The 23698-nt window shown below is 49.6% G+C and carries 18 protein-coding genes; 7 read left to right on the top strand and 11 right to left on the bottom strand.

The genetic code is table 11. The annotated features are described in order from the left end of the window. Nucleotides 1–65 precede the first annotated feature (65 nt). The 3 genes from ON072_RS04805 to ON072_RS04795 all read right to left on the bottom strand — a co-directional run bounded on the left by ON072_RS04805 (nt 66) and on the right by ON072_RS04795 (nt 3733). Nucleotides 66–629 carry a chalcone isomerase family protein gene (locus tag ON072_RS04805; RefSeq protein WP_144379785.1) on the bottom strand — a complete coding sequence of 188 codons (564 nt, stop codon included), beginning with the start codon at nt 627–629 and terminating at the stop codon, nt 66–68. 79 nt (nt 630–708) lie between these two features. Beyond that, a complete protein-coding gene (locus ON072_RS04800) occupies nt 709–1188 on the bottom strand; it encodes a DUF2947 domain-containing protein (RefSeq protein WP_144379784.1) in 480 nt (159 codons plus the stop codon). Nucleotides 1189–1279: 91 nt separating this feature from the next. Further along, the gene (locus ON072_RS04795) at nt 1280–3733 is read right to left on the bottom strand and encodes a 6-hydroxymethylpterin diphosphokinase MptE-like protein (protein ID WP_261752909.1); all 2454 of its coding nucleotides are present in this window, start codon (nt 3731–3733) and stop codon (nt 1280–1282) included. Between the two features lie 292 nt (nt 3734–4025). Here ON072_RS04795 and pseB point away from each other — a divergent pair, with 292 nt between their 5' ends. Together pseB and pseC are read left to right on the top strand one after the other, a co-directional pair. Further along, the gene (gene pseB, locus ON072_RS04790) at nt 4026–5021 is read left to right on the top strand and encodes a UDP-N-acetylglucosamine 4,6-dehydratase (inverting) (protein ID WP_261752910.1); all 996 of its coding nucleotides are present in this window, start codon (nt 4026–4028) and stop codon (nt 5019–5021) included. Next, nucleotides 5018–6181, top strand: a complete 1164-nt coding sequence (pseC, locus tag ON072_RS04785; RefSeq protein WP_261752911.1) for a UDP-4-amino-4,6-dideoxy-N-acetyl-beta-L-altrosamine transaminase — start codon at nt 5018–5020, stop codon at nt 6179–6181. Before pseB ends, pseC begins: the two co-directional genes overlap by 4 nt. A gap of 129 nt (nt 6182–6310) precedes the next feature. Here pseC and ON072_RS04780 read toward each other — a convergent pair whose 3' ends face one another. Both ON072_RS04780 and ON072_RS04775 read right to left on the bottom strand, forming a co-directional pair. Then, entirely contained in the window at nt 6311–8020 is a 1710-nt protein-coding gene (locus ON072_RS04780; RefSeq protein WP_096141458.1) for a cytidylyltransferase domain-containing protein, read from the bottom strand. Continuing rightward, complete coding sequence (locus tag ON072_RS04775; protein ID WP_261752912.1) at nt 8017–9981, bottom strand: glycoside hydrolase; 1965 nt, start codon at nt 9979–9981, stop codon at nt 8017–8019. Before ON072_RS04775 ends, ON072_RS04780 begins: the two co-directional genes overlap by 4 nt. A 265-nt stretch (nt 9982–10246) precedes the next feature. Here ON072_RS04775 and ON072_RS04770 point away from each other — a divergent pair, with 265 nt between their 5' ends. The 5 genes from ON072_RS04770 to ON072_RS04750 are packed head-to-tail and all read left to right on the top strand — an operon-like array spanning nt 10247 to nt 16157. After that, complete coding sequence (locus ON072_RS04770; RefSeq protein ID WP_144191108.1) at nt 10247–11158, top strand: class I SAM-dependent methyltransferase; 912 nt, start codon at nt 10247–10249, stop codon at nt 11156–11158. A gap of 28 nt (nt 11159–11186) precedes the next feature. After that, entirely contained in the window at nt 11187–12392 is a 1206-nt protein-coding gene (locus tag ON072_RS04765; protein ID WP_107005727.1) for a class I SAM-dependent methyltransferase, read from the top strand. Between the two features lie 19 nt (nt 12393–12411). Next, a complete protein-coding gene (locus tag ON072_RS04760; protein ID WP_261752913.1) occupies nt 12412–14199 on the top strand; it encodes a 1-deoxy-D-xylulose-5-phosphate synthase in 1788 nt (595 codons plus the stop codon). After that, entirely contained in the window at nt 14192–14947 is a 756-nt protein-coding gene (locus tag ON072_RS04755; RefSeq protein ID WP_025009379.1) for an SDR family NAD(P)-dependent oxidoreductase, read from the top strand. Before ON072_RS04760 ends, ON072_RS04755 begins: the two co-directional genes overlap by 8 nt. Then, entirely contained in the window at nt 14937–16157 is a 1221-nt protein-coding gene (locus ON072_RS04750; protein WP_243757030.1) for an ATP-grasp domain-containing protein, read from the top strand. Before ON072_RS04755 ends, ON072_RS04750 begins: the two co-directional genes overlap by 11 nt. A gap of 49 nt (nt 16158–16206) precedes the next feature. Here the strand turns inward: ON072_RS04750 and ON072_RS04745 are convergent, their stop codons facing one another. From ON072_RS04745 to ON072_RS04720, 6 genes are all read right to left on the bottom strand, one after another. Next, the gene (locus tag ON072_RS04745; protein WP_054744045.1) at nt 16207–17070 is read right to left on the bottom strand and encodes an N-acetylneuraminate synthase family protein; all 864 of its coding nucleotides are present in this window, start codon (nt 17068–17070) and stop codon (nt 16207–16209) included. A 62-nt stretch (nt 17071–17132) separates the two neighbouring features. After that, on the bottom strand, nt 17133–17378 hold the full coding sequence (locus ON072_RS04740) for a hypothetical protein (protein ID WP_025009376.1): 246 nt from the start codon (nt 17376–17378) through the stop codon (nt 17133–17135). Then, entirely contained in the window at nt 17375–18706 is a 1332-nt protein-coding gene (locus ON072_RS04735) for a motility associated factor glycosyltransferase family protein (RefSeq protein ID WP_208221510.1), read from the bottom strand. The genes ON072_RS04740 and ON072_RS04735 overlap by 4 nt, the downstream gene beginning before the upstream one ends. 489 nt (nt 18707–19195) lie before the next feature. Then, nucleotides 19196–21526, bottom strand: coding sequence for a hypothetical protein (locus tag ON072_RS04730; protein WP_261752914.1), 2331 nt, complete (start codon nt 21524–21526; stop codon nt 19196–19198). A 789-nt stretch (nt 21527–22315) separates the two neighbouring features. Continuing rightward, complete coding sequence (locus tag ON072_RS04725; protein ID WP_274625986.1) at nt 22316–22543, bottom strand: HNH endonuclease; 228 nt, start codon at nt 22541–22543, stop codon at nt 22316–22318. An 836-nt stretch (nt 22544–23379) separates the two neighbouring features. Further along, nucleotides 23380–23698: hypothetical protein (locus ON072_RS04720; RefSeq protein ID WP_274625981.1), on the bottom strand; the 319-nt coding region annotated here is incomplete at its 5' end.

The following is a 23698-nucleotide window of genomic DNA, read 5'->3' as shown; positions in this document are numbered from 1 at the left end:
GCAAGTTTCATCGATTAAACCGGGTCATTCGCTAAGCTATTGGCCCGGGAAATTCATTCAGAGGCTCAGTTAGCCAGCATCGCCTTTTTCAGGCTGCTCTGGGCCGGTTCATCGCCGAGCCAGATGTTCAGCAGCGCGCGGCGAAAGTTTTCTCCGGCGATGGTGTCCTGCAATTCACCGTTCTTATAGGCACTGACACCACTTTCCTGGCTGGTATACAGGAGAAAGGTATCGCCTTCTATGATCTCTTCCTGAAACAGGCTCATGAAACGGTCGATATCGGCTTGTATGGCCTCAGTTTTACCGCCTGTTGCGTCATCGAAACCTTCAGTAATCGCCGAGCGCATCTTATCTGCGGTGATAAGACCAGAGACTATCTTTAAGCTGACTGCTGCCTGTGGCTGCTCCAATACATCGGCTGTGGTAGTCGCTCGGGAAGGCAGATAGAGCCCGCCAATGTAGAGATCCATAAAGAACTTGCTGCGTACCCCGGCACCATTGAGCTTAAGCGGGGTTACTGCCTGAATGCTGAGGGTTTCCGGGATATTTTCACCGGCAATTTCGCGGGCATTGATTGTGGTGGATAGAGACAATCCCAACAGCAGGGCAGTTAAGGCTATTTTTTTCATTTTGTTCTCTTGCTCTCTTGGTCGCTTGTATCTTAATGAACTGACAAGGGTTTTATTGTTGATTGAATGCTTGTCAAAACTATCCGCGCAGGCCCATTTTGAAGTTGCCATCTTGACTGAACCAGACGGCTTGCTTGTGTTTGGGGCTTATCAGTAAGGGACCATCGTCGAAAAACAGAAAGCATTTCCAGTTCCGGGCGAAGACTTCCCAGCATGTTTGGATCACCTGATACTTTTCATAACAGAAATATACAGGGGCATCCGCCGGCCAGTCGATAAATGCGGCCAGAGGTTCCGGCAGGCTGTTGTCTTCACTGTCCCAATGGCTTTGCCAGTATTCCGTTTGATGCCAGGTGGAACTGCGGCTGGCCCAGTCGCCCTTGGTAAAATCCTCGGCGCAGCTGCTCTTATTGCTTATCCAGCGATTCCACACTTCCATGGCACTCTTCTGATCCAGCGGCAATATGGCCGCCTTGTCCTGGTCACTGACCGGTAGATCCTTATGGTTGAAGATCCATTTGCGGCGATACTGATCGAGTGGAATATAGCTGTGATTCAAGTTTTGTTCTCCGGAACTGCGCTTATTTGCCGGGGCATTATAACGGTGGCGAAAGGGGAAAAGAAAGGCCGCATGAAACGGCCTTTGGCGTTTAGTTTCTGTTTTGCAGTTCGGTTAATCCCTGCTTGGCGCTGAGATTATCCGGGTCAAGCTCCAGTACTTTATGAAACGCCGTGACTGCGGCTTCATCCTGCTGCACTGCCTGCATGAACTGCGCTAACTTCAGCCATACCTGCAGATCCTGCGGATATTTACCTAGATAATCCAGATAGGTTTCCAGTGCCTGTTGCCCTTTACCACCCAGACGTAAAACGTGGGCATATTGCGGCAGAAAACTGTCATTCAAGTGGCTTAATTCCGCCAGAGTGGTTTCGGCCAGAGGCAGCATGTTGAGCTGCAGCGCCAGCACTGAAATCATTCTGAGCTCGGTTTCGGTTGTTTGTTGCTGATCTATCTGTTGCAGCGCATGCAGTGCTTGTTCAGGGGCTTGTTTAAGCACCTCCAAATTGGCTTTGGCCAGCCAATAGAGGCGTTTGAGCTCGGGTTTTTCCGGCAGTACGAATTCGAGGTTATTCACCATTTGCTGCAGACCGTGTTGATGCCGTTGACTCTTAAACAGCATTATCTTGTCAAATATTCTGTCCTGAGTATTACTGTCGGCCAAGACGTCGCGATAAACTTGGCGTGCAGTAGTCAACATCCTGTGGAAGTTCTTATCGAGTTCATCGGCCAGAGTTTGTTCCTGAGGCTGTATTTGATGGTTTTGCCGCCAAATATGCACTCTGCCCGGGGTGTTATCCTGCTGCCACTGCTTGGCCAGTGACTCGAGTTTGGCATCCGGGCTGAGTTCTTCTTGGCGGGATTTCACTCGGGTTAAGGCGCTGTCAACAAGCCCGCCCAAGTGCTTGGCAATGACACAATAAGCCTGGTAGTAATCCAGGTTCATCTGCTGCATTTGGGTTTGAGTCCACTCGTCGCTGCTGCGAGCGGTTAGAAATGCTGAAAATTCCCGGTAACCATAAAACTTGATCAGTTGAGCCATGTCACCGAAGTCTTTGTTGAGTTTGGCCTCTGTGGTCTGCAGTTGCTTTAACAGTTTGTTCGAAGGGGCTTTTGAATTGATTTCAGCCTGACAGGCTTTGAATGCCTTATGGGTAAGGTTTTCAATTCGGGTCAACTTTTGCTTTGCCTGTTCGAGTTGTTGAAAACACAGTTTCAGATCGGCTTTCTTATTTACTTGTTTTAAGTTTGAGCTTGAAAACCGCTCTGACAATGGTTTTTTGCGCTGTGGTAGTTTTATGTTCTCGCGAGAGCAAAAACCAATGCCCGCTATTCTGGCGGCGTCCTCGGAAAGGTTTATATATTCATGCTGGGGATGGGCGGCGATTTCATCTTCAATCGCCTGCCTGGCATGGAGTAACTGAAGAGGGGTCTCTGCCAGATAGCCGCTGTAGGTCTCCACCCATTCACACATATGCCCAAGGCTGGGACCCAATTTCGCTTCCTGGGTGCCGGATGCGTGAGAAACGCCATGCCTTGAGTAACACAGATCCATGCCGGTAAACAGTATTTGGCTAAAGCCCATCTCTATTGCCAGCAATAATGAACTGTTGGTGACAGTTGGGCCTTTGGTGATGATATTGCTGTGATGGGTTTGCCAGGGGAAGCGGTCACCCAGATAGAGATTTTCCCCGGCCCATTGGCCCACTATCCAAGGGTGGGCGTGGTAAGAATGAACCAGGAGAAAATTTTCGGGGTATTGCATCATCTCTCTACTGACATCAAAGCTGAATGCCTGTGGATCCACTGTCACGACTATGTCAGGTTTTATCCCGTGATTGATGAGCTTGGCTGCAATGCGGGAAACCGCGAATATGGTCATTCTCTGTTGATTGGCCTTGAGCCAATCGAGCTGTAAGTCCATTGAAGGGCCGCCCGCGACTATAATGGCGGTTTCCCCTTCAAAATGCCCTTGCAGTATTTCTGCCGGAGAGTGATTATCGCAGACATTTTCCAGTTGCCGCTGTACAAACTCTTTCTGGTTGTAGTTGACGCCTTGATTGAAGCGTTCGTGATCCAATGCCTGTGCAATAGCACTTTTTAGCAAAATATATTCGGGAAGCGTCTCGGCTGCTGCGGCCATAGAGTGATAATGGCGGTATTGGCCTTTGGCGATACAAATATCATTACCGGCTTGTTTGAGTATCTCGGGTAATTCGGCTTCTGAGGTGATCCATAACTTACACTTGAGTGAATCTGGAAGGTCAATATTGAGTAGGCTCAACACTTCCGGCAGTTCGACGAAGATAAAGCGGCTTCCGGCTGGAAGCTCCATAGACAGTATATAGTTGGCCAACAAGCCAGAATCCATGCCGGTGAAGATGTAAAGGGTGTCTTCAGCCGTTAATTGCTTGGCGAATTTATTGCGATATTGGCTTGCCGAGTCGAATTGTTCAAACATCTGCCGGTTGATCGCCGGCAGATAGGTTTCGTTGAAACGGCTAACGGCAAAGGTATTGAGCATGGCTGATGGAGTGCTTTGCATCTGGGCCCCTGATGGCTTGGACGCCAATTGTCTGACGTTTTACTGTGCTTGAGTCCATAATCTCAAGATATGTGCCAGTTTTCAAAGAGGTGAAGTGATCTCTGTATTGAAAATCGGCTTTTGACTTTGTCTCCTAAGTTTTTGTTATACAATGAAACCTATACTGTGCATACTTTAAGTTGTTGGTTAATAGCCTGGTTTGGCTCAGATTTTGTATATTGACCGGGATAAGAGGATGACGTAAAGCCATTCAGGTTTATCGTCAGCGTAAAAGCAGAGGGCTGGATAATATATGTTCAACAACCAAACAATACTCATTACTGGTGGGACAGGTTCCTTCGGACAGAAATACACCAGAACTCTGCTGGCTCGCTACAAACCCAAGCGTTTAATTATCTTTTCCCGTGATGAGCTCAAGCAGTTCGAGATGCAGCAGCAGTTTAATGATCCCTGCATGCGATACTTTATCGGCGATGTGCGCGATAGTGACCGTTTGATGCAGGCGATGCAGGATGTGGACTATGTGATTCATGCAGCTGCGATGAAACAGGTTCCGGCTGCTGAATACAATCCGATGGAATGTATCAAGACCAATATCCATGGCGCAGAGAATGTAATTAAGGCGGCGATCAGCAATAAAGTGAAGAAAGTGATCGCGCTCTCGACCGATAAGGCGGCCAGTCCAATCAACCTCTATGGTGCCACCAAATTGGCCTCCGATAAGCTGTTTATTGCTGCCAATAACATAGTCGGCAGCAGCAAAACACGTTTTGCAGCGGTGCGTTATGGCAATGTGGTGGGGTCCCGGGGCTCTGTGGTGCCGTTTTTCAAGAAGCTTGTTGCCGATGGCGCCGAGTCCTTGCCGATAACCCATCCGGAGATGACCCGCTTTTGGATCACCCTGCAGCAAGGGGTGGATTTTGTGCTGAAGAACTTTGCGCGGATGCAGGGCGGGGAGATCTTTGTGCCCAAAATTCCTTCTGTGCGTATTACCGATCTGGCCAAGGCTTATGCTCCACACCTGGAGCATGATGTTATCGGTATCCGTCCAGGCGAGAAAATGCACGAAATCATGTGCCCTGCAGATGACTCTCACCATACCCTGGAGTTTGACGATCACTTTGTTATCACGCCGAGCATCCGGTTTTTTGGCCGGGAAACCGATTTCTGTACCAATGCGCTTGGGGAGATAGGGCAGCCGGTAGCAATGGGATTTGAATATAACTCGGGAACCAACCCTCATTTTCTGGTCGGCGATGAAATAGTCAAGCTGGATGCCGATGTATGATCCCATATGGCAAACAGAATATCAGCCAAGACGATATTGACGCTGTCGTTGAAGTTTTGCAATCCGATTGGCTGACTCAGGGCCCCAAGGTGCCGGCGTTTGAACAGGCGATATGTGACTATACTGGTGGCAAATTTGCCGTTGCGGTAAACAGCGCCACCTCGGCTTTGCATATTGCTTGCCTGGCACTCGATGTCAGGCCAGGCGACAGGGTGTGGACATCCCCCATTACCTTTGTGGCTTCTGCCAATTGTGCCTTGTACTGTGGCGCGAAAGTGGACTTTGTTGATGTCAATCCCGAATCCGGGAACATGTGCCCTGAAGCGTTAAAGGCCAAGCTGGATCAGGCTAAACGAGAAGGTACTCTACCCAAGGTGGTTATTCCGGTTCATCTTTGTGGTCACAGCTGTGATATGGCTGCTATCGCCGAGCTGGGTAAAGCGTATGGGTTCAAGATCATCGAAGATGCGTCCCATGGTATCGGTGGCAGTTATCGGGGGCAGAAGCTTGGTAGCTGTGAGTTTTCGGACATCACGGTTTTCAGCTTTCATCCGGTCAAGATAATTACCAGCGCCGAGGGGGGAATGGCACAGACGAATGATCCCGAATTGGCGTTTAGGCTTGGATTATATCGAAGTCATGGGATTACTAAAGATCCGCTCAAAATGCTGCGTTCAGACGAAGGCGACTGGTACTACGAGCAGCATACCTTAGGCTTCAATTACCGTATGACAGATCTGCAGTCGGCGCTGGGGCTTTCGCAACTTAAGCGCTTGGATGAATTTGTCTGCAAGCGCAACCAACTGGCCACTTATTACAGCCAAGCACTGGTCAAGTTGCCGGTTGTGAGCGTGGAGCCTTTACCCGGTAGTATGAGTGCCCGTCATCTTTATATGATACGTCTCAAGGAGGCCGGGCGGCGCCGGGCGGTGTTCGATACCATGCGAGAGCGAGGCGTTCAGGTGCACGTGCATTACTTCCCGGTGCACTTGCAACCCTATTACCTCTCTCTTGGCTTCAAAGAAGGCGATTTCCCGGCAGCAGAGCAGTTTTATCATGAGATATTGACTCTGCCTTTATATCCGGCTCTGGATGAAACCGCTCAGCAAAAGGTGCTTGATGAGTTGACCGCCAGCCTAAATACCAGGGCGGCATCTTAAGCTCGAGAATGTAAACTCGAAAATGTCAGCTTGGGACCGTCGTGCTGTCGTTTGCTTTACTCTTTGCGACTAGCTTTGTCGCTCTCTTTGCCGCTCTCTTTACAACTAGCTTTGCCACTAGCTTTGTCGCTATTTTAGTAGCGAGCTGATTTCAGCCATCAGCTGCTTGATGCCGCCATGGTTGGCAAAGACCCTGGCGGCCTCTGTTTGCAAATTTTCGCGCACTTTGGCATCACTGAGCAACAGTTCCAGTTTGTGAATGGCATCAGAGAGCGAGTCGCTGATAAGGCAAGATTGCGTTTTCTCCAACAGTGCCAGCTCGGCGTCATCGCACAGATGCCTTGGCGGCAGCAGCAAAGTCGCCGCCCTTGCATAGATGGATTCAAACAGCGACAAGCCATAACAGCTCAGCACCACTTCGGATTCGGCAATCAATTGCTTGAGATTTTCCGGATTTTTAAGCACTTGGATATTACACCCGGCGGGCAATCGTGGCCTCGGCGCCAATGGCCCCTGGATCCAGACTATCGGCCAATCGGTATGCAGTTGACTCAGTAACCCTGGCAACGCTTGGCCATACCCCAGGGCATCGCTGCCGCCGGTCAATACCAAAATTTGAGGCTTCTTCGGCCTTTGGGGAAGGGGACTGAACAGGTAGTTTTGCCAGCCGGAAGATACCTTGGGATGTTGCAGTGAGGTATTGAAGCTGGGAATGAACAGCCAATCCAACTCAGGTAACAGCGGCGCCAGTTTGTCTATGCCGACAAGTTTGCATCCCTTGTGTCTTAGGTTTTGCAGCGCCTGCTTGATGGCAGGTAGAGCGATAAAATCCGGGTGGAGATCCAGTATGATCAGCGGGCTGGCATCGGCCTTCAACGCAGTAAGCCATTCCGCTTCTGTTTGATACCAAGTGACTTTTGCTGATGATGTCTGGGCGAGTGAGTTAGGTGTCGAGCCTTCGTAGAGCGCATGAACTTGGGCACCTATGGCCAGATACTCCTGCAAGGCATCGGCGATTAACTCGGCGCGCTTGAAGTGTCCCAGGCCGATCTCCGCTCCCAAGTGACAATAGATGCCGGCCTTGGCGTATTGACGATCAGCGGCCTTTTGCTGCACATGGGCGTTGATGGCACTCAAGGCCGGGTCACTGAGCAGTTGCTCCTGAACCCAGACGAGGCTAACGATAGAGTCTGCAGGATGCTCGGCGTACCAGCGGCGGTAGACCTCAGTCATGAAGCGGTAATCGGCCTGGGTATCGACAGAGATTCGCTGGTGGACTTTTGAATAGTCGCCGCTGTCGGGAATGCTCAAACGTTCGAGTATCGGGGTTAACTTATCCCCATAGCCTACGTGTTCTCTGGACATGGCACATTGACTGACCGACATCAATTTGTCCCAGCCCCGGCGGCTATAGAAGGCCATCCCTTCATGCATAGAAACAACGCCTGGGTTCAGTTCAATGCTGTCTTTCCCCGATGCCTTGAGCGCTTTCAGCCCATGGTCGATAAAGCCGGGATCTATCAGTGGACAATCACCGCAGACGTAGAGAATATAATCCGGATCTTGCCTTTGGATTATGCAATCAAGCCTTGCCATCAGGTCGTTGACATCGCCTTCATAGGGATGACATTCGACGCTATGTTCAGCAGCCCAATCTTGCAGTGGGCGGTTAAAGTCATCTGCGGTTGTGGCCAGTTCACAGTCATTTACTTCTTGGCATTGCATCAGTCTGCGCCAAATATGGCTAATCATGGGGTCGCCGGCCAGTGGCAATAAGTGTTTTCCCGCCAGACGACTGGAGTTGAGCCTGGCCCCGACAATGGCAAGTGTCTTGGTCATAGCGACTGTTCCTCTGTTTTGGGTGTTTCTGTTGCCGAAGGGGGAGAGGTTTGGCTAACTGGACTGATGCACAGCTCAAGGCTCAACAGTTGCCCGCCGGGTTTGAGGGTTTCATCGGCCTCAGCCAGCGAAAACCACAGCCGATTCAGATATTGTTCATCGATTTTTTTGCTGGAAATCATCGGCAAGGTGGCACAAAGCGCAGGGTTCCAGTCAATGCGAATGCCTCTTGCCCGGGTGCCAAAACAGATGGAGCCCGAGGTTGCCCCCAAGGCGCTGGATGAGGAGACTATCGAGGAGATTGGCGCGCCCTGATCCATGTCACTGGTTATCTGGAAATATTCATCCCTGTGGCCACCGAGACGGGTCTGATACCAGGCCCGCTGCTCACAATCGAGCAGGGTCATAAAGCCCAAGCGTACCGAGGCTTCCGGGCGGCTGCTCTCTTCGAAATGAAAGCCGCTAAAGAGGCGCTCACCTTCGAGCCGATACCATTTTAATATCGCGCCGCTTTTGAGCGCTTGGCGGCAATAGATGACCAGGCAGCCGTCTTGCTCCCCTAGCTGGTATTCCACCCGATTGAGATCGGCCACTCTGTCGCGGTCGCGAAAACGCTCCAGCAGGAGGTGATTGCTGTAAAAATCGACGCCATAGCTGATATGGTCGAAGTAGCCGTGTGACAGGGTACCGACAACGGCTTCAAAGTCATGGCTGGCAAAGGCCAGCGTATCAATTGCCAGACCGCGGTTGCCGTTGAGTGTCAGCCTGATGTCCGGGGTTTGCACCTCCAGCCTGCGTCTGGCCTCATCATAATGAATGTGGATGTCTTTACGGGTTTGCCAGGGCGTAAATGTTGGCGCGGCCGAAGCCATCTTGGTCAATGTCAGCGCCTCGTAGCGCGCTTGGGTCAGGTGGGTTCTGAGATCGCTGGCCCAGAGGCGGCACAAGTCTCGCCAACTCGCATCGTCTGTATTGGGCTGCGCCTTGAGCTCAGCCAGCCTTTGGTAACAAAGGCTATTGAGGTGGAGATCATTGCGGCCGCTCAGCCCCCAACGGGTAATGTTGTATTTGGCCTGTTTTTTGACCGAAACCGGGTGCTGGGCATTGGTGAGTGCCAGGGGTTCTAAGCCTTGCCAATGTTGCAGCAGCTTGGAGGGGAGGCTCCACTGGTAGCCGTCCAGGTCATTGAGGGCCATGAACAACTGCGCTATGCGCTGCCATTCGCCGCTTATTGGCTCTGCTTCGGTATGGTAGCGCCCTGGACGGAAGTCAAACACTTCGGCGTCGCTGCCATAAACCGGAAATGCCAGAGTGCCGGGTTTCAACACCTTGCGCAGATATTGCAGATAATCTTCCAGAGTTAGCTCGCCGTGAACATAGCGCTGAAATTTTTGAAAGGCGATGGCATGGTTCCAGATGACCTTGATCTGTCGGCCGCTGGCGCTCTTTAACGATTGTGGCCGCATTAATCGCTCTCGTTGCCACTCTGGGTTATGGGAAAAGGGATTGTCCCACTCCACCACCACGGCTTCGAAGCCTTCATCTATGTAGATATCAAGCAAACCGGCTGAAACCGCTTGTTCATTGAGATAGGCGAGTCTGGGGCTTATGCCCAACAGGCGCTGATAAGCCTCTTGACCCAGCCTCAGGTTGGCACAGTTGACCTCGGCCGGGATCAGCGGCCCAATGATTTGGCTGTCGCCGCTGGCAACCAGCTCGCATTTTTGTTGCTCCAACAGTTCTTTGAAGCGAATGACCCAGGCTGGGTCTACCGCGTTGATACACTCGAGTGTATAAGCGGTTAGCTCAAGACCAACAGGTATGCTCCCCTCAGCCAACTGCAGCAATGGCCAGTAGCAGCGTTTTACCACCTCAGAGTGCTGCTCTGTTTCAACGGAGGAAAACGCCAGGTTGAGGTGAAAAACCGTGTATAGGGCTACCCGTATGTTTGAAGCTGGCATGGATGCTTGGCTGGTCATTTGTCGATGTCAAAGCTGTATATGTTTGAATAATAACAAATGCGATGGAGATGACCAGTAACAACTTGATAAGCCCATCCGAGGTTAGTAGTCGCTTTTACCCGCTTTAACTCGCTAAACTAGATACAGATTATTCAATTCCGGGTGAATGAGGCCGATAACCAGGAATATATAAGTCCTGGCTTATAACTTGCATTCAATACGGACAGCGTTGGATTAGTGACACATATTGCATTGAGGAAAGCACATGGTATCAATTGGTTGTGATAAGCACTCTGGCCCATTACTCGATGAGGTTGGCGGGTTTCAGGTCATAGACTGCCAAGTGTGTGGTTTTAAACATGTGCACCCGCTACCCACAGCAGCCGAGCTGGAAACCGTATACCGGCACGAATACTATGTCAGTGATAAACCATTGTTTATCAAGGAAGGTACCGCAGATAGCCAATGGTGGCAGCAAGTGTATTCTGATAGATTTGATACTTTGGAAGATTGCTTGCCGGAGAATGAGCGCAGAATACTGGATGTGGGTTCCGGTCCGGGTTTTTTCATCCAACACGGCCAGCAACGCGGTTGGTCAGCCATCGGCATAGAACCCTCTGTTAGGGCTTGTGAACATGCCCGCAGCTTGGGTACTGAGGTTGTTGAGGACTTCTTCACCGAAAGTAGCGCTGCCAAACTGGGTAAGTTTAACGCTATCCACGCGAACGCCGTGCTGGAACACATTCCCAATCCCATCGAAATGTTAGCCTTAATGAGGGAGTCTTTGGTTTCCGGGGGAGTGCTATGCGTTGTTGTTCCCAACGACTATAACCCCTTTCAAGAGACACTGAGAGAGATTGAGGGATATCGCCCCTGGTGGGTTGCTCCGCCTCATCATCTGAATTTCTTTGATTTTGACTCACTCGGTAACTTACTTGAAAAGATGGGGTTCGACGTCTTCCTGAAAGAAACCACATTTCCGATGGATATGTTTTTACTCATGGGTGACAACTATGTTGATGACGGCCAGTTGGGGCGGGCGTGTCATCAAAAACGGATCAGATTCGATACACAATTGAATAAAGCAGGTCGTAACTCGAGTAAACGGGCCTTCTATCAAGCCTTGGCCAATGCCGGCTTGGGAAGAGAAGTAGTTTTATTTGCCAGAAAGGTCTAGTCAGACGCGACAAAACAAGGAGATAACAATGAATAAGGTCAGAGTACTGATTCAGGCCAGCTCCCGCTCTTGGGCCGGGGGAACCGATATATGTATGGGACTGGTTGATGGCGAAATCGCCGTTGTCAGAACCGTTAAGCGTGCCCTGAGTGCTTTCCCTGAGTATGAGGTACGTCTTGCCGCGCCGGAATTTGATCGAAGTGGCGCCTTGGATCAGATTGTCAGTGACTTGAATGATCCCAGATTAACTGCATTTTATGGCTATGATGAAAGCCCGCTAAAGCGAATGCTGGCGGCCGCAGAAGATCTCAATGATGAGGATTACATTTTAAGGGCCGATGGCATCCACTTCTGTTTTGATACGGATCTCAGCAAGGAAATGTTGGCGCTGGCTCAAAGCCGTCAGTTGGATTGCGTTAAGTTACCCGATGATTTCCCGGTCCACTTCAGTTCCGAAGTGTTTAGAGTCGGCGCGCTGAGAAAACTTGTCACTCAATTGCAGGCTCCGGAAGATGCCAAGTTTCACGTCCATCCCAAATGTTATTTTGCCCTCAACAGGCATGAATTCAGTTTTGAGTACCTGCTTTCAACCCCGAGTTATTCGGATGAATACCTGTCTGAATGTCGACGTCTGGCCAATGCTATTTACGAGATCCCCCGTCAGGAGGTCAATGGTAAGCGGATAGCCTCGGGAGACAGGTTGGGCTTTCATTACGAACTGGCGCTCCGTTATTTGAAACCCAATATGAAAGTATTGGATATCGCCTGTGCCGATGGGTATGGCGTGAGGATGATGTCCGAGAGTCTGGCGCAAGTTCACGGAGCCGATTTGGATCCGGAAAGTGTTGCCTTTGCCAAAGCACACTCACCACAAAAGAACGTGGATTTCTTTGTTGAAGATATCACCGCCATGTCTTTTGCGGATAACAGCTATGATGCAGTCACCAGCTTTGAAACACTGGAACATGTACCTGAACGTGAGTGTCTCAGTGAGCTCAAGCGTATTATTCGCCCCGGGGGCATGCTGGTGTTGAGTACGCCTCAAAATAGTCTGGGACATATTCCCGTTAATGCCTGTCATTTGGTGGAATATGACTTGGACTATCTCCTGAAGCTAGTCGGCGAATATTTTCATGTCGTCAAGGTTATAGGGATCAAGGCCGGGATTATCTACGATAATGCCGATCCTTACGGCACAAACACTGTGTTGGTCTGTATCAATCCTATTCGATAATTGCTGAGGATTAACTTCTATGGCAAATAATGCCTTCAAACCGTTTGCAACCTCTCCAACCGAACTCAAGGCGTTACCTGTAGCTGCCTTGGCCTCTCAGGCTGACGCTATTCGCCATTTTCTTATCGAGAAAATATCTGCCACTGGTGGGCATATTGGCGCCAACCTCTCTGTGGTGGAAATGACGCTGGCTATTCACTATGTGTTTGATTCACCAAGAGACAAAATCATATTCGATACCGGCCACCAAGGATATACCCATAAGCTGGTGACCGGCCGAATGCCGGCTTTTGACTCCTTGAATACCTATCGTGGCATGAGCCGATTTATTGCCAGAGAAGAGAGTGAACACGACACCATAGATGCGTCTCATGCCGGTACATCCATCTCATTATCAAGCGGTATCGCCTCGGCGCTGCGCTCTCGGGATGAAACGGCTTCCACGGTTGCGGTTATTGGCGATGGCTCCCTTGTGGAAGGGATGGCATTTGAAGCATTGAACTTCGCGGGAAGCGCACAAGACCTCAAACTGGTTTTGGTGCTGAATGATAATGAAATGGCGATAGCTCCCTCGGTCGGTGGCGTGAGAAACGTCACCACGGGAAAAGATTGGCAGCAAAAGTCGCGGCATTTCTTTGAAGGCTTGGGTTATCAGTATATTGCTGTGGCTGACGGCCATGATGTTGAAGCCGTAGTGAAAGCTCTTGAGGCCGCCAAGCAATTGGCTCGACCTTGTGTCGTTCATCTGAAAACCGAAAAAGGCCGCGGTCTGGCATGTGCTGCCGGGCATCCATACAAGTTGCACTTTTCCATGCCGTTTGATCCTGTTACAGGGCAGGGGGCTGCGCCTACCGTTGCGGGCAAAACTTATGCCGTAGTGCTTGCTGAAAAGCTTGAGAGCTTGATGCAAAAAGATGGTGATATTGAGGTCATCACGCCGGCAACGCCCTATGCATCGTCTTTGGACAAATTATTTTTAACCTATCCGGACCGAGTCATAGATGTGGGGATGGCAGAGCAGCATGCCGTGGGTATGGCCTGTGGCCTGGCCCTGGAGGGGAAAAAGCCGGTTGTGTGTATGCAAACCACATTTATGCAAAGAGCATTTGACCAATTGTTGCACGATGCCTGTTACATGGACCTGCCGGTCACAGTGTTGGGGGTCAGAGCCGGGTTCGCAGGTTACGATGGTTCAACCCACCATGGTCTATATGATATTCCCTATCTGCGCTCTTTCCCCAATATGCAGATTATCTATCCGGCCAACTCTGCTGAAGCGGAGCAGGTACTGGCGCAGAGGCTTGCGGCGCCCAAAGGGCCTATGGTGATCCTGCATCCTTATGAACCCATCTTGGCAACCGAACCCGCTATCGGGCAGATGGAGCCTTGTGGTCTGTCGGTGGCCGCCGAAGGGCGGGATGGCTATTTGATCGCTTTAGGCAACACCCTGGCCAGTGCCTGGGAGTTGAAATCCAAGCTGCAACAGTCTGGTAAAGACTTCGGCATCATTTGCATTCAGAGTATCAAGCCTTTCCCTGAGGCAAGGCTCAAAGAGCTGCTGTTGCCGGGCATGGATATAGTGACATTGGAGGAGAGTGTTCTGGCGGGCGGATTGGGCACCGCGGTACTGGAAACGCTCAGCGATGCAGATATTCGAGTCAGAATATTGCGTACCGGGGTCAATGATGCCTTTATTCGCCCTGGCAGTAAACAGGAATGCAGCCAGGAAGCAGGGATCAGTGTGGCACAAATTTATGAGCAAATTGGGCAACGCTGGCCTGAGTATCTGGAGACGACTCATGGGTAGATTGGCGGGAAAAGTGGCTCTGATAACCGGAGCCTCCAGAGGCATTGGAGCCGGGCTAGCCCTGGCGTTTGCCCGCGAGGGGGCCGATATTATTCTTAACTATCGTGCCAATGATGCTGCTGCCAATTCTGTTGCGGAACAGATCCAGGCTATGGGCCGCAAGGTATTGAAGGTCAAGGCCGATGTTTCGCAGCGTGATGATATCAAGGCGATGCTTGAAGAGAGCAAAAAGGTTTTCGGTCGAGTAGATATCCTGGTCAACAATGCCGGTATTAATCAAAGGGGCTGGTTTGAAGAAGTTACAGATGAGGCCTGGGATCTTATTTTGGGAACCAACCTCAAAGGGCCTTTTATCTGTTGCCAGGAAATCTTTCCCCTGATGAAGGCAAACGGTGGTGGCCGCATCATCAATATCTCCTCGGTGGCCGGACAGTATCACGGGCCTAAAACCGTGCATTACGCGGTATCCAAGGCCGGACTGAATAGCCTGACCAAAATCCTGGCCCGGTACGGCGCCGAGCACAATATCCTGGTGAATGCCGTAGCGCCAGGTTTGGTTAGAACAGATCAAACTGCAGATGAAATTGACTCTCCGGCAGGCGCCCGGGTGTTGGATATGACGCTGTTGAAAAAGGCCGGGCGGATTGAAGATATCGCCAGCGCTTGCATTATGCTCGCATCGGACGAGCAACAGTATATGACCGGTCAGATCCTTGCGGTGAGTGGAGGAGCCATTCTTGATAACTGAGCGCAAAACTATCTTGTTGCTCGGCGGCAGTGCAGATCAGCTGTATGCAATCAAAACCGCCAAGAGCATGGGGCTCAAGGTCGTTGTTGTGGATGGCAATCCCAGCTCCCCCGGCTTTGCGTTAGCCGATGAATATGCGGTTGTCAGTACCAGAGACTTGCCGGCGTTAAAGCAATTTGTGGATGGGTTGACCTATCCTGTCCACGGTGTCGCCGTGATGGGCAGTGATATTTCCCAATATGTGTCGGCCATGGCTGAACATCTGTCTTTGCCCTGTATTCCCTTGCAGGCGGCAGAGATAGCAACAGATAAATTGAAAATGAAGCAGTGTTTCGCTGCTCATGGATTGCCTATACCCTGGTTCAGTGCCGTAGATAGCCTGAAACAGCTATTGGAAGTGATTGCTGAACGTGGCCTTCCGCTGATCATTAAGCCGGTTGACCGCTCGGGTGCGAGAGGGGTTTTCCTTCTTAAAGAGGGAATGGATATCGAGATGCTCTATGAGCGTTCGGTCAATGAATCCTTTAGCGGTCAAGTCATGGTTGAGGAGTATTTGCCGGGTCCACAAATCAGCACCGAAACTTTGTTTTATCAGGGAAAAAGCGTTACTCCCGGGTTTGTGGATCGCAATTACGAAATGCTGCAGAGGTTCTCGCCCTACATCATTGAAAATGGCGGTTGGCAACCCAGCCGATTGTCGCAAAGCCAAAGGAACAAAGTTGAGACTTTGATAGATCAGGTTGCTGATGCCTTGGGTGTAACATCCGGGGTGATTAAAGGCGATATCGTCTATACCCAGAATGGTCCCAAGGTGATAGAAGTGGCCACCCGCCTCAGCGGGGGAGATTTTTCCGAGAGTCTGGTACCACTCGGGCTGGGGATCAACTATGTCAAAACGGCACTGGAAATCGCCTTGGGGCAGAAACCTGACTTCGAGGCGTTAACCCCCAGGGTTAACCAGATGGTTGCCAATCGATACTTCTTTCCTGAGCCTGGAAAATTGTTGGCCATTGAAGGTGTTGCTGAAGTTAGCAAACAAGACTTTGTCAAAAAGCTGGAGTTTTTTGTCAAGCCAGGAGAGCAGATTAAACCTGTTACCAGTCATGCTGATCGCGCCGGGGTGTTTATTGTCGTGGCCGATAATATGCAAGAGCTGGAACAGAGGGTTACTTGGGTTTATGAGCAGATCCGTTTTATAACGGCATGCTGAAACGCGACTTGGCATGAATAGACAGGGGGCTTATGCCCCCCGTTTTTTATCAATTGCCTTGATAGCTTTGCCGCATATGCTTCAGCGGCCGCAAACCATCGCTGGGGTCGGCACGCCAGTCGCGATCCGGCGCTTCGCTGGGGGCCAGCAATTTGTCGCTCTGACCGTCGATAAGCTCGGCTTCGCGGCATTCGGCGATCACCGGCTGCATCTGCTGGGGTAGCCAGCAGTGCCCTGCGGCGTATTCGGCGCCCTGTTCATCCAGGTCGATATGAAATTCCACGCAATCGGCCTGCCAGCGGCCAACGGCGCGGCGAATCACTGCCGCTGATACGCTGTGATCAGACCAACCTACTTTAACTCCATAGCGCTCGCGAAAAGCGCCAATTACCGCCAGGTTGCAGTCGGATTTAGGCGTCGGGTAGGCCGATACGCAGTGCAGCAGGGTGATATCGCGGCAACCTGAGTCTTTCAACACAGAGATAGCGTGATCAACTTCGTCGAAGTTGGCCATGCCGGCAGAAATTACCACGGGTTTTCCTGTCTTAGCACAGGCGATCAGCAGTTCATCCCACAGTAGCTCGTAAGAGGCGATTTTGTAGAAATCGACATAGGGTTCAAGTTCTTTGACGGCATCGAGATAAAAAGGCGTGCAGGAAAACGCAATGCCGTGGCTATCGCAGCAGCGTTTCAACTGTGGCAGAAAACTGACCGGCAGTTCCCAATCCTTGCGCTTTCTGTGCATTTCGCTCTTTTCGAGGATCTCGGGGGCGAACAACTGATCAATTTTAAAGAGCTGAAACTTGACGGCATCACAGCCGATGGCTGCCGCAGACGCGATAAAATCAAAACAGCGTTCCAGATCCCTGTGATGATTGCTGGAGACTTCGGCAATAAAAAGCGTATGTTTCATCAGTTTCTTCCGCTTGGGTGATTCAAGTGCTTTATCGGCACTGAGAGAGTATTCCTGAGTGCTTAGGCCAATAAAGGCACGAGTTCATATTCCAGGGTGTCGGCCAGCCCCAGCCAGTCATGGCGTTGTTGCGAGGCCAACATGCCGGGGACCAGTTGCAACGCTTCACTTGGCAGCTGTTGCTGTTCCAGTCGTGCTTGCATCTGCTCTATGCAATCTTTCAACCGCCCGGAGGCCTCTGCTTCTTTGCCAAGCCTGAACGCGGTGGCCGTGTCGAGCAGCTGTTGTGCCAATGAATCTTGGATCATGGTTTCAACTCCTTGTATTGGCAACCTTTAATTCGGGCGCCTGAGAGGCTGGTTTGATAAAACCTGACATGAGGCCGCTTGGCTATGTAGGTTTCCAGGTTTCGCAGGTAAGCCCTGAGGTTGAGGTCGGTTGCCACCCTTTGGCCATGGCCATCCAGCACCCAGTGGCTGGCATTTTGCACTTTTTGGGTGGTGCATTTTACCCAGGTTTGGGTCATTTTATCCTGAGTGGTTTTGGCAAAGTCATCCCAAAAGGCGTGGCTCTTGTTGTGGCAATAGCAAAAGTCGCAGCCCAGCAGGCTAATTTCACGTCCGCCCAGTAGTACTGCCAGATCTATCGCCGGGTGGATCACGCTGCCGTTGGTGTAAAGGCGAGTCTTGGGTATCTCTTTGCCCAGCGCATCATAAAGTGGACTATTGCCATAGGCGTTAAACCTGGGGCCTCTCCAACCATTGAGGATTTCGGGAGCGACCCTGGGATAATAAGCCAGTGCTATTCCTTCGCTGAGTGCCAGGGGCAGGTGGTATTCGCCGATAAGTCCATCGATGCAAACCACTATGTCGGGGCGGATATTGTGGTGCAGCAAGCCCTTCATGGCGGTGTCGGCGCAGATAATCAGCGGCCTTTGCGGTTGCGTTTGCAACTTGCCCAGGTAATCGTAATGTTCTTCCAGCGAAGGCCCGGCGCCTATGACCAGGGCCTTATGGCTGTGAACCTGCCGCTTAAGCTCAATCACATCTGGGTCGTGCTGCAGAAAAGGGCGATTGTCCTGCAGGCGCTTGATTATCGCAGGGTCGGTCGCCTGATGGCGGCGGTTGATATAAGGAAGATTTTGCTCGAGCACCAAGAGATCCCTGAGCCTGGCATTTTCATCACTGCAGAGTTCAAGGTCGGCTATCAGAGCGATATAAGGCTGGGTCACTTTAAGTTGTCCCGGTTGCAACTCCAGAGTGACGGCCGGATGGCTCAACCACTCTGATTGATCTGTGTAGCTGAGTACCAGAGCGAAAATGGCCGGGTTGAGAATGTTCACGGTTAGTTTGCAGATGGCCGGATTATCCAACAATACGCTGGGTACATCGCCCATTCCTACGCCATAGAGACTGACCTCAGTCGCGCCGGCTGGCAGGGTATCAATATACAGTCTGGCTTCTGCCAAACGGTTGTGACGGCTGCTGAGCTGAATGCCATCGACACTGATAGTCTGATTTTGCCCTGTCACCAAGGCCGCATCCAGGCTGCCGGGCGTTTGTTGTTTGAGTATCGCTCCCGCCAGTGGCCATCTGGACTGGATGATTTGCAAATTGGCTGCAAACAGCTCTGTCATGGAGGTTTCCTCGTTGAAGATGGGCGGTGTTAAAACCCAGATTGTAACCCCCGCCTGGCAGACGATAGGATTTTGACTCTAAAATTTAAATAATACAGTACCTTGGAACTTAGCATTTGCCAAAGTCTTAATCTGTACCAGAGAGCATAGCTTTAAATACCCGACTCATTTTAGAGCGGTAAGCACCTTGTTGTATGCCAAGAAGCTGGAAGCTTAATGGCCCTGGCCAAACGGGATTTCCCCTCAATCAGCCTATTAGGGCACATAACACAGCATCTGGCGGGTCAATGCTCAGGCCTTCAAGTGCCGACAGGTGTATACCGGCTACAATTTTTTGCGCTTTACCCACCTGGCAACCGCTTGTCAAAAAAATGGCTCTGATGACTCCATGGCGTTTCAGTGCAGCAAATCGCGTTCCAGTTTGTAAACCTTTTACGAGTTTAAGTCTTACTGGGGCGCTGAGCGGCTCTGTTGAATCGACCTAATAACTTAATCGTCGAGATACTTGGTCTGCTCGGTGTAATTCGGGGTCAGCAAGTTTTGATACAGCTTGGGGTTCATGTTGAAACCGTTGAATTTGCTTATGGTGTAGCAAAGGACTTTCAGCTTGAGCTTTCTGAAGCTGGGAGGGATAGGTTTAAGGAATTTGCAGCAATCGATACTCAAGCGTTCCAGCTTTTCAAGCGCCAACATGGATTCGGGTAGAGACTCAGTGACAAAGTCCTCCAGAGATAAGGTGTCCAACTCGGTAAACTCACCGATAAAATGAGGGATAACCTTGATATCGCCGCCTCTCAGAGAAAGCCGTTTTAACGGTAGTGCTTTCAGCTCCATGGGGAAATGATCCAGGCTCTTGTGCATTCCCATCAGTTTAAGGTGATGCAAGTGGGTATATTTCACCAGGGCCTTGGTGGCCTCCAGACCAAACTCATAACACAGGGCCAGTTTCAAGGTTTCCAATGCCGGCGCATCGAGTGAGGCCAGGGTTTTAAGATCACTGCGTGAAATCAACAGGGTTTTCAGCCGTGGCAGCGAAACATTGGCAGGGAAATTGTCGAATTTGTTGAGTTTAACTCTCTCAAGCTTGGGGCTACTCGTTAGCAATGGGTCAAGAGTAACGACGTTGGTATTGTGCAGCTCCAGCGAGGTCAACTGGGTAACGGCGGGGCAATTCAAACCAGGTAAAGTCTCCCTTGGGTTCGCGCATCCATCCTCAAGCTCAGTCTCAACTTGGGCGGGGTCAATATTGAGCGACGCTAGATTGTGACAATGCATTAATAGATCGGCGATTTTAGCTGTCGCCAGTCTAGTGGTGAAGGAGGTGAGTCGCTCTGGCTGAGACAGGTATTGAGACAGCTCTTCCTCCGTGTCCGGCGTGTCATCGTCAGGGTAGTATTTCATCACAGCTGTAGAAATATTGCTGAACAGCTGCCGTTCGTTGTCCACCGGGCAATGGCTTAGAATGAGTTCATCCAGGGTTAGTAGCCTGGTCGGTGCAATAAGGCGATGACAGCGGTCGATTTCCAACTTTTTGATGTTTCGTGGCAACAATGACGCATCTATGGTGAGTTTTTGGCCGTTTATTATGCTGAGGCTGTCCAGCGCCGCTATCTCTTTAAACGACTCGGGTATGGTTTCCGAGCTGGTCGAATTAAAACTAAGATTTTTAAGGCTTTGACATAGAGGCAGTTCATCCCAGAAGCCGTCGTCGCCGAAATCTGCCCCCCAGATGCTCTCCAGTTGCGAAAACGCCTCAAAAGGGAAGCGAATGCCGGTTAAGTCTCTGGTATAACCCAGGTGCAACTCTTTGAGATTAGGAAAACATGCAGCATGCTCACAGACCAATGCCAGCAGTTTCTTTTCTTGGATTTTAAGCCGGGTTATATCTTCATATACCTTTGGGGCAAAGCGGATATCTATGCCATTAGTGAAAGATGTTTTTTGATTGCCAAGCACCGTATTGGCATGGATTGAACTCAATAACGGGTTTTTCCATAGTGTCAGCTTATTGAGGTTGGCTAAGGTCAGTTGCTCATCAATAGATGCAAGTTGGGGACAGCATGAGATTTTTAAGTGTTGCAGCTGTGGCAGCTTATCCAAGTTAGTGCCAAGGCGTTGTAAATCCGGGACTAACGCCAAATCAATCTTGGTCAATCCGGCCGGTAAATCAAACAGCTCGGCGCCGCAGATAGGGGTATCGTACCAGGTTAGGCTGCTGAGGTTTGTCAGTTGGCGAAAATCAAGATCCAGACTTTCCAGCGGCACTGAGTCAATTTTAAACTCTTGTAGTTTCTTTAGCTTTTCAATGCTCTTGGGCAGTGTCTTGTAATCGCCTTCAATGTTGAGCTTTTCAAGCAATGGCAGACTACCGATACTTTCCGGCAACCGTTGTCCACAAAAGGGCACCTCTTCGATGGCCAGAAAAGTCACCGAGGGGAAACGCGCCAACAGCTCGGGGCGCTCGCAGAGTGCCTCCAGTGGCTGACCGGCTCGAATATCTATGATGGTATGTCCAAGCCTGGCATAGAGGTAATCGACATCCAGCTCGGCCGACAGGCTGGCATATTCGCAAAGGACACAGAAGACATCTCTCATATCAGGCTCTTTCTCGCCTTTAATCAGTTTCTTGCGGCACTTGAAGGCATTCTGAATATCCTGGCTCGCATGCTGTTTCAGCAGTTGGCGGATCTCTTTCACGCAGTCGGTATCGGCGCTGCATTTGCCAATCAAGAAAAGGTCGTTGATGAATTTCTCAGGAAAGCCGTCACTGTTTTTAACAGTATTAAAGTAGTCGGGAAGGGATTCTATAAACTGGGACATAATATAAACAACTTATTGTAGGGTATGGTTATTAGCCTGTTGGCCACTGCAGATGCTTAACGCTGTAGTTTTATCCTTCTGATTACGTTGGGCTTAGGGGGGACACAGGCCCTGGATTTGGCTAGATTCGCTGTCGATAGTGCGCCGGAAGGTGTGGAACTAGATGGATTGCAAGATGCCCGGTAAAGTGCATCGAAAAGTGCACCGAATATGACATCGACAATTACAGATGGAGTAGCAGCATAAGATGCTGCGCAATGCGAAGAGCTGATTAATTCCATTTACCGATTTTCCTTCCAATGACCACAAAAGTGGCCCGCACTCAAGCTTGCTACCGGATTTTACAAGAGTTGAAGGCCCTGTACAATCAATGGGATAGATATAGGCCAGTAATACTGGAATGATGTTTATGCTTCCAGGCGGTGTGACCGAAAAATCCAGTCAGGGCAGCTTCTAGGACCGGATAACCGACAGGGTGGGGCTTAGGGGGAAGGTAAGGGCGAAAGCGTCACCATTCATGATCTGCGTCGGTCGATCACCAGTTGTAGCATGATGCGCGGCGGCTGATGTTGAAACCACGGGCAAACCACCAGTAAGCTGCTAGGCCACAGTGACATTAGCATTACCGCCAGCACCTATGCCCACTTGGAAATAGAGCAGGTCAGGCGAGAGTTTGGTATATCAACTGCTCAACTTTTAGGTACGATGATTCTGGAGTCGAATGTTGAGCGTTTAGTAAGAGAAATACAGTCTTTAAGTTTGGAAGAAAAGAAAGAGCTTTTCGAGTACTTATCTATTTGATTCCAATATTGCCTTTAGTTCATCAACAGTCATTGCAGGTGTTCTTCGATGTAGCATCGCATGGCAATTGGGGCAGACTGGGATTAAATCTTCAATTGGATTGACCTCATATTCCTGATTGATATGGGCTAACTCTACTATGTGATGAACATGGATAAAATTCTCTCCAATTTCCCCGTATGTTTTTGAAAAGTCAAAACTGCATACTCTACATATCGCTTGATAATGTTGTATGCAGGCATTTCGAGCTTTAATGTTTCGTTCAAATCTATTTACGTTTATTTTTTTGATTTTCCTTCAAAAAAGTCCATGATAATTTTGCATTAATTCATATTCTGATATTTCATCTGGGAATTCGTTGAAGTTCGGGGGGTTAGATGCACCAGAATTTATCAGGTTTATATGAGATATCGTGCCATCTATATAATTGTATAGGTGGTCTTCAATAGACGATTCTATAGTTAATTGGTCGCAATCATAAATACAGTATTCAATACCGCAGATTGGATTTGCTTGATGAGATTGTTCATAGGATTTATTTTCGGCTCTATAGCATTTTACAATCGTTCCTTGTATAGATGTTGATTTACAGCTTACAAGCTTGTCAATGAGAGGGATATCCGATTCATAAAACCAGACTCTTATTTTTAGTCGAGAAAAAGGAATTGGAGGTGTGAATTGTGCTGATATCAATTTTACTTTAGTTGATGGAGATTCAATTAATAGCCAGAAGGTTTTGGTTTTCTTTTCAAATTTCAGAGTGATAGTTGATTTTTTTCTTTTTCAAAATGCTTGTTTATTATCCTTTCCCCAGCAAGCTTGCCATACTTTCTCCAAGTCTTGAGGTATTGTTTATGGTTGTCAAATGGAAAGTTAATATCCATATCTATAAATCCTTTTTATGTGACATCTGATTTTTAGTGGTCAACGGATTTGGGCGGAAAAGAATTTAGCCCCAATCTAATCTGACAACGGCACCCAAAATCGGGTAATTGTCAGATCAGGTCTGAGCTAGTACACCAAAAATAAAGGGTTGACGCCATAGTCGTTTGTTATAAAGCACTTTCACTTAACTTTTTGATATCTTTTGTAAGTTGATCAGGTGTCTCTGACACAATTTCAATCTCTTTCAAACTAAAACGGTTGGAAATATCGTTATACCTTAGCTCAAACTCATTAAGTATTTGCTTCCAAGTTTTTACGATAATTCTATAGTTACCTGTTTTTTGGACGAGGCCTGGCTCTCCATGAATTTTGTTTGATTCTAGATCTGAGCGTAAGTCTGCAGCAGTAATTTTACTATCTGAAATTTCATTACCAATAAGCACAAAGTCCCAAAGAGAGTTTTCATCTTGGAACTGAGGCTCGTTT

This window comes from Shewanella sp. K8 (assembly GCF_028823715.1).
Classification (GTDB): domain Bacteria; phylum Pseudomonadota; class Gammaproteobacteria; order Enterobacterales; family Shewanellaceae; genus Shewanella; species Shewanella algae.
This window is presented reverse-complemented; position numbering and strand designations above follow the sequence as displayed.

Coding starts and splice junctions, on each gene's coding strand:
- ON072_RS04805 (WP_144379785.1), bottom strand. CDS start 629: ATGAAAAAAATAGCCTTAACTGCCCTGCTGTTGGGATTGTCTCTATCC.
- ON072_RS04795 (WP_261752909.1), bottom strand. CDS start 3,733: ATGCAAAGCACTCCATCAGCCATGCTCAATACCTTTGCCGTTAGCCGT.
- pseB (WP_261752910.1), top strand. CDS start 4,026: ATGTTCAACAACCAAACAATACTCATTACTGGTGGGACAGGTTCCTTC.
- pseC (WP_261752911.1), top strand. CDS start 5,018: ATGATCCCATATGGCAAACAGAATATCAGCCAAGACGATATTGACGCT.
- ON072_RS04780 (WP_096141458.1), bottom strand. CDS start 8,020: ATGACCAAGACACTTGCCATTGTCGGGGCCAGGCTCAACTCCAGTCGT.
- ON072_RS04775 (WP_261752912.1), bottom strand. CDS start 9,981: ATGCCAGCTTCAAACATACGGGTAGCCCTATACACGGTTTTTCACCTC.
- ON072_RS04770 (WP_144191108.1), top strand. CDS start 10,247: ATGGTATCAATTGGTTGTGATAAGCACTCTGGCCCATTACTCGATGAG.
- ON072_RS04765 (WP_107005727.1), top strand. CDS start 11,187: ATGAATAAGGTCAGAGTACTGATTCAGGCCAGCTCCCGCTCTTGGGCC.
- ON072_RS04760 (WP_261752913.1), top strand. CDS start 12,412: ATGGCAAATAATGCCTTCAAACCGTTTGCAACCTCTCCAACCGAACTC.
- ON072_RS04755 (WP_025009379.1), top strand. CDS start 14,192: ATGGGTAGATTGGCGGGAAAAGTGGCTCTGATAACCGGAGCCTCCAGA.
- ON072_RS04745 (WP_054744045.1), bottom strand. CDS start 17,070: ATGAAACATACGCTTTTTATTGCCGAAGTCTCCAGCAATCATCACAGG.
- ON072_RS04740 (WP_025009376.1), bottom strand. CDS start 17,378: ATGATCCAAGATTCATTGGCACAACAGCTGCTCGACACGGCCACCGCG.
- ON072_RS04735 (WP_208221510.1), bottom strand. CDS start 18,706: ATGACAGAGCTGTTTGCAGCCAATTTGCAAATCATCCAGTCCAGATGG.
- ON072_RS04730 (WP_261752914.1), bottom strand. CDS start 21,526: ATGTCCCAGTTTATAGAATCCCTTCCCGACTACTTTAATACTGTTAAA.